Origin of the sequence: Nostoc sp. FACHB-888 (assembly GCF_014696655.1) — a bacterium.
In the GTDB taxonomy this organism is placed as follows: domain Bacteria; phylum Cyanobacteriota; class Cyanobacteriia; order Cyanobacteriales; family Nostocaceae; genus Nostoc.
In genome coordinates, this window is the sequence record NZ_JACJQM010000282.1 from 1 (window position 1) to 4,449 (window position 4,449).

Consider the following 4,449-nt stretch of genomic DNA (forward strand, 5'->3'; position numbering starts at 1 on the left):
ACTGTTACTAATTTCAGCAATGTTCTCTGAGTACACCGTCACCTTTTAGTACATAACTACTATAAAAATGCGATCGCCCTGTGCCAGTTGCGTAAGTCCTGAATTGGTAAAAGCGCAGGAGCCGTACTGTCAAGCAACGCTTTCACACAGACAAAAACACATTGTCGAATTTACAAGGGAGGAACCTCTCATGACTTACATTACCGTTGGTCAAGAAAACTCTGCAAACATTGATCTCTACTACGAAGATCTGGGGACAGGTCAACCGATTGTACTGATTCATGGATTTCCCCTCAACGGTCATTCCTGGGAAAAGCAGGTCTTAGTGCTGCTAAATGCAGGATATCGGGTGATTACCTACGATCGCCGAGGCTTTGGTGCTTCTAGTCAACCCTCATTTGGCTATGACTACGACACGTTCGCAGCCGATCTCAACGCCCTTATGACCAAGCTTGACTTGCATGATGCTGTGCTGGTCGGCTTCTCAATGGGAACAGGCGAAGTCACGCGCTATCTTGGCAAGTATGGCTCAGAGCGGGTGCAGAAAGCGGTGCTGATGGCTCCAGTGCCGCCCTTCTTGCTGAAGACCGATGATAATCCCGAAGGCGTTGACCAAAGCGTTTTCGATGGCATTATGAAAGCGATTGTTGAAGACCGTCCAGCCTACTTTTCTGCATTCTTCAAAGAGTTCTTCAACGTCGATATCTTGCTGGGCGATCGTATCAGTAATGAAGCAATTCAGGCAAGTTGGAATGTGGCAGCAGGGGCTTCTGCGAAAGGGACTTTGAACTGTGTTCCATCCTGGCTGACTGATTTTCGCGATGATTTGCCCCGCATTGATGTACCAACCCTGATCGTTCATGGCGATGCCGATCGCATTTTGCCGCTTGAGTCCACCGCAGCAAGACTCCCGAAGCTGATTAAAAACGGTCAACTTGTTGTCATCCCTGGCGGACCGCACGCCATCAATTGGACTCATGCTGATCAGGTCAATCCCTTGTTATTGGACTTTCTTCAGGGGTAATTATCTATCGAGTTCTTTATCGCTGAAAGGGTTCTAATATGTTTTCTAGACTGATGATAGCGGTTGCAACCACAGTGCTAATGATTGTGACCTCTTGTAGCTTTCCAACGATAGCACCAGGCAAAAGTGCGATTGCTCAAGTGCCAGGTGTCTATCCATTCAAGTTAGGTGATTTCAAAATTACAGTCCTGAGCGACGGCACACTCCCCCAAGATTTACATACGCTGCTGCCGAATACGAACCCAACAGAAACCGATCGCCTGCTTCAGAAAAACTTTCTGACTAATCCTGTCGAGACATCGATTAATGCTTTCCTGATCGACACTGGAGAGCAACAAGTACTCGTGGACACGGGAGCCGGAACCTTTTTTGGTTCAAAACTGGGTGGCAAGCTTCAAACATCGTTAAAAGCAGCAGGCTACACACCTAACGAAATTGATGCAGTTCTTCTGACTCATATTCATACCGATCATAGTGGGGGGCTGGTCGAACAGGGGAAACGGGTGTTTCCTGCTGCCACGCTCTATGTCGGCAAGCCAGATGTCGATTTCTGGTTTGATCGAGCGAATGCCACGCGATTCAACGTTGCTGAAAAGTACTTTGACGAAGCCGCGAAAACTGTCAAACCTTATTTAGATGCGGGCAAGGTGAAATCGTTTTCTGGCAAGACAGCTTTGCTACCGGGAATCACCGCGCATCCCACACCCGGACACACTCCTGGTCATAGCTGCTATGTGGCGGCAAGCAAGGGCGAGAGCATCGAGTTTTGGGGCGATATTGTTCACTTTGCTTCGGTGCAATTTCCCAAGCCAGAAATTACAGTTGCTTATGATGTCGATGCCAATGCTGCTGCGGCACAACGCAAAAAACAGTTTGCGAGAGCGGAAGCATCCCGAATTTTGATAGCAGGCGCACATTTGCCCTTTCCCGGCGTTGGACACCTTCGGGCAGCAGATCGAGGTTATGCCTGGGTGCCAGTGGATTACCGCTGGCGTGATCCCTAAAGGATTCATAGCAATCATTTTAGCAACTTGATGATAGTTGCGATTACACCACAACTATTCAAGCAAACTTCAAGCTGATGATAGTTGCGATCGCACCACAACCATTCGAGCAAACTTCAAGCCACAAATTGTAGGGTGGGCACTGCCCACAAAGCTTTGATGTGAAGGGTTTTACAAAATGGTGGGCATCGCCCACCCTACTAGCTCGCCATCTACCATAAGAATCTGGAAGAAATCAAGCATTGGAACTCACTACACTTCAGATCAATCATTTTAGACGTAAGGAGGCTGATATGGAGTACATGCAAGCTGCGGTACTGACCGCTTTTGGTAGCACTGAGGTATTTGAATTTCAAACCATACCGAAGCCAGTTCCAAAAGCGACCCAAGTTCTGGTGAAAGTATACGCGACATCGATCAATCCCATTGATTATCAAACTCGTCGGGGTGACTACAAAGATTTAATTCGTCTCCCTGCAATTATCGCAGTGGACGTTTCGGGTGTGATTGAAGCTATTGGAGAGGCAGTCACCCATTTCCAGGTCGGAGATGAAGTTTACTAAGCTGTTAAGCATTTAATTTGCACATTGAGATCGCAGGGGGCAGGGAGCAAGGGAGAGGGGTTTGCAGCTTTTACTACCATGAAAATGGTGCAATTTAAATGACGATTAGCTTACTCACCCCAGGTTTTTGGCGAGTTTAGTAGTTATGCTCAATACTACGTTGCAGAGGAAAGCATTGTTGCAGTTAAGCCCATTAATTTGACCCATGTTGAGGCAGCTTCCTTACCGTTGGCAGGAGGAACCGCCTGGGATTGCCTTATAACCAGAGGAAATTTACAAGTCGGTGAGACGGTTCTAATTTATGCTGGAGCAGGTGGAGTTGGTTCGATCGCAATTCAACTAGCGAAAGCAATGGGTGGCTAGGAGTGCCAGTGTAGACTTTCTCCAGTAGACTAACGACGACGGGCGGCGGTACTTCTGCCCCCCAAGGCGGTGAGATGTACCAAGAAGTTTCGAGTGAATTGATTAGATTAGTCATAATGCACCTTCTGACTGAAAAGTAGACTGTACAGATAATCAATGCGTTTCCAAGCAACGGCAGCTTGCCGAGGTGAACAACTCAACCCGTAAGCCCGACGAGCATCATAGTTGCCTTTAATCCCTTTAGACACTCCTACAGAAACCCCATGAGCCACTGTAAGAATTCCGGGTTGATAGCTTCTGATTTCGACAGACTGCCGTATTTCCGTAATGTGGTTTCTAATTTGGTTTGCCCAGGGGGTCTTGACGACTGTGTTGAATAAGCCATTGGGGTAGGCAATAACAAAAATTCGCTTTCTTTGGTGTGGCAAACCGACTTCAATAGCAGAGATACACTCCCATTCGCCCATGTACCCGATTGAATCAAGGTCGTGTATGATTTGGGCAAGTCCGCGATGGAGTAGACCTGTGGGATTTTCGATGAGTGTGAGCGCTGGCTGACACTGTTTGATAATCCTGAATTGTTCTGCCCAGAGTGCGGATCTGGGGTCATCAAGTCCTTGCCGATTACCTGCGTTGCTTGTGCCGAAGCAGGGAAAACCCCCACAGACGATATCGAACTGTAAGGGGTGACAGTGGTAGGTGGTGATGTCTGAATGGACTGGGATTTGGGGCTGCTCATAGCGAAGTTGTGATTGGGAATAACAAGAAATTTCGACAAACTGTTTAACTTGAAATTTATGGGATAGACCCGCCGCCGCAATACCGTAATGGCAGAGTCCGCCGATGCAAGAGTTCTAGGGAAAGGACAGAGATCATGCAACTGCCTCCAAGTGTTGGGAGTGTAAATCAATCTGGGCATTAAACAACCCTTGCTTGTCATTTTTCAGACTCATTGGGATAAGGGAGTCCCAAGGCTAATGCAGGCTGATGGCTTTGATAATTTTTAAAACCCTCGACCACGAGAGAGATTCTTAAATCTGGTAAACTGATGGTCAAACAAAAGCTTGACCGTACCAGTAGGGCCATTACGTTGCTTCCGCACAATTAACTCAGAAATGCCACGATCTGGGGTATCAAGGTTGTACATTTCTTCGCGGTAGAGCATGATCACAACATCGCTGTCTTGCTCAACAGCACCACTAGAGCGCAAATCGCTGAGGATGGGGCGTTTATCGTTGCGGTGTTCAACTTCACGGCTTAACTGGGATAGAGCCAGAACTGGAACATCCATATCTTTGGCGAGTTTCTTTAGCCCCCGGCTGATTTCGGCAACACGTTCAGTCATGTTAGCTCTAGAATCAGCAGCTTGAGCCATTAGTTGCAGATAATCGACAATCACAAGCCCAACACCACCGTAATGGGATGAAATTCGGCGGACTTGGCTACGGATTTCATTAAGAGAAGGGCAAGATTCGTCGTTGATGAAAATCTGTTG

The 4,449-nt window shown here is 47.5% G+C and carries 6 protein-coding genes and 1 pseudogene; 3 read left to right on the forward strand and 4 right to left on the reverse strand.

Going from position 1 to position 4,449, the window contains the following annotated elements; all coding sequences use genetic code 11:
- Nucleotides 1-190 precede the first annotated feature (190 nt).
- The 3 genes from H6G26_RS39040 to H6G26_RS39050 all read left to right on the forward strand — a co-directional run bounded on the left by H6G26_RS39040 (nt 191) and on the right by H6G26_RS39050 (nt 2,591).
- A complete protein-coding gene (locus tag H6G26_RS39040) occupies nt 191-1,024 on the forward strand; it encodes an alpha/beta hydrolase (RefSeq protein WP_190737177.1) in 834 nt (277 codons plus the stop codon).
- 80 nt (nt 1,025-1,104) lie between these two features.
- Nucleotides 1,105-2,028 carry an MBL fold metallo-hydrolase gene (locus H6G26_RS39045; RefSeq protein ID WP_242054322.1) on the forward strand — a complete coding sequence of 308 codons (924 nt, stop codon included), beginning with the start codon at nt 1,105-1,107 and terminating at the stop codon, nt 2,026-2,028.
- 293 nt (nt 2,029-2,321) lie between these two features.
- On the forward strand, nt 2,322-2,591 hold the full coding sequence (locus H6G26_RS39050; protein ID WP_242054324.1) for an alcohol dehydrogenase catalytic domain-containing protein: 270 nt from the start codon (nt 2,322-2,324) through the stop codon (nt 2,589-2,591).
- 256 nt (nt 2,592-2,847) lie between these two features.
- Here the strand turns inward: H6G26_RS39050 and H6G26_RS39055 are convergent, their stop codons facing one another.
- The 4 genes and pseudogenes from H6G26_RS39055 to H6G26_RS39065 all read right to left on the reverse strand — a co-directional run.
- Nucleotides 2,848-3,069 (reverse strand): DUF1392 family protein, encoded by a 222-nt coding sequence (locus H6G26_RS39055; RefSeq protein ID WP_190737181.1) that lies wholly within the window; start codon nt 3,067-3,069, stop codon nt 2,848-2,850.
- Entirely contained in the window at nt 3,062-3,226 is a 165-nt protein-coding gene (locus H6G26_RS44425) for a hypothetical protein (RefSeq protein ID WP_347242594.1), read from the reverse strand. The genes H6G26_RS39055 and H6G26_RS44425 overlap by 8 nt, the downstream gene beginning before the upstream one ends.
- Before the next feature lie 126 nt (nt 3,227-3,352).
- Nucleotides 3,353-3,799, reverse strand: a pseudogene (locus tag H6G26_RS44430) (DNA cytosine methyltransferase); the annotation flags it as partial.
- Between the two features lie 158 nt (nt 3,800-3,957).
- Nucleotides 3,958-4,449 (reverse strand): DnaB-like helicase C-terminal domain-containing protein (locus H6G26_RS39065; RefSeq protein WP_242054325.1); only part of this gene is annotated, 492 nt, incomplete at its 5' end.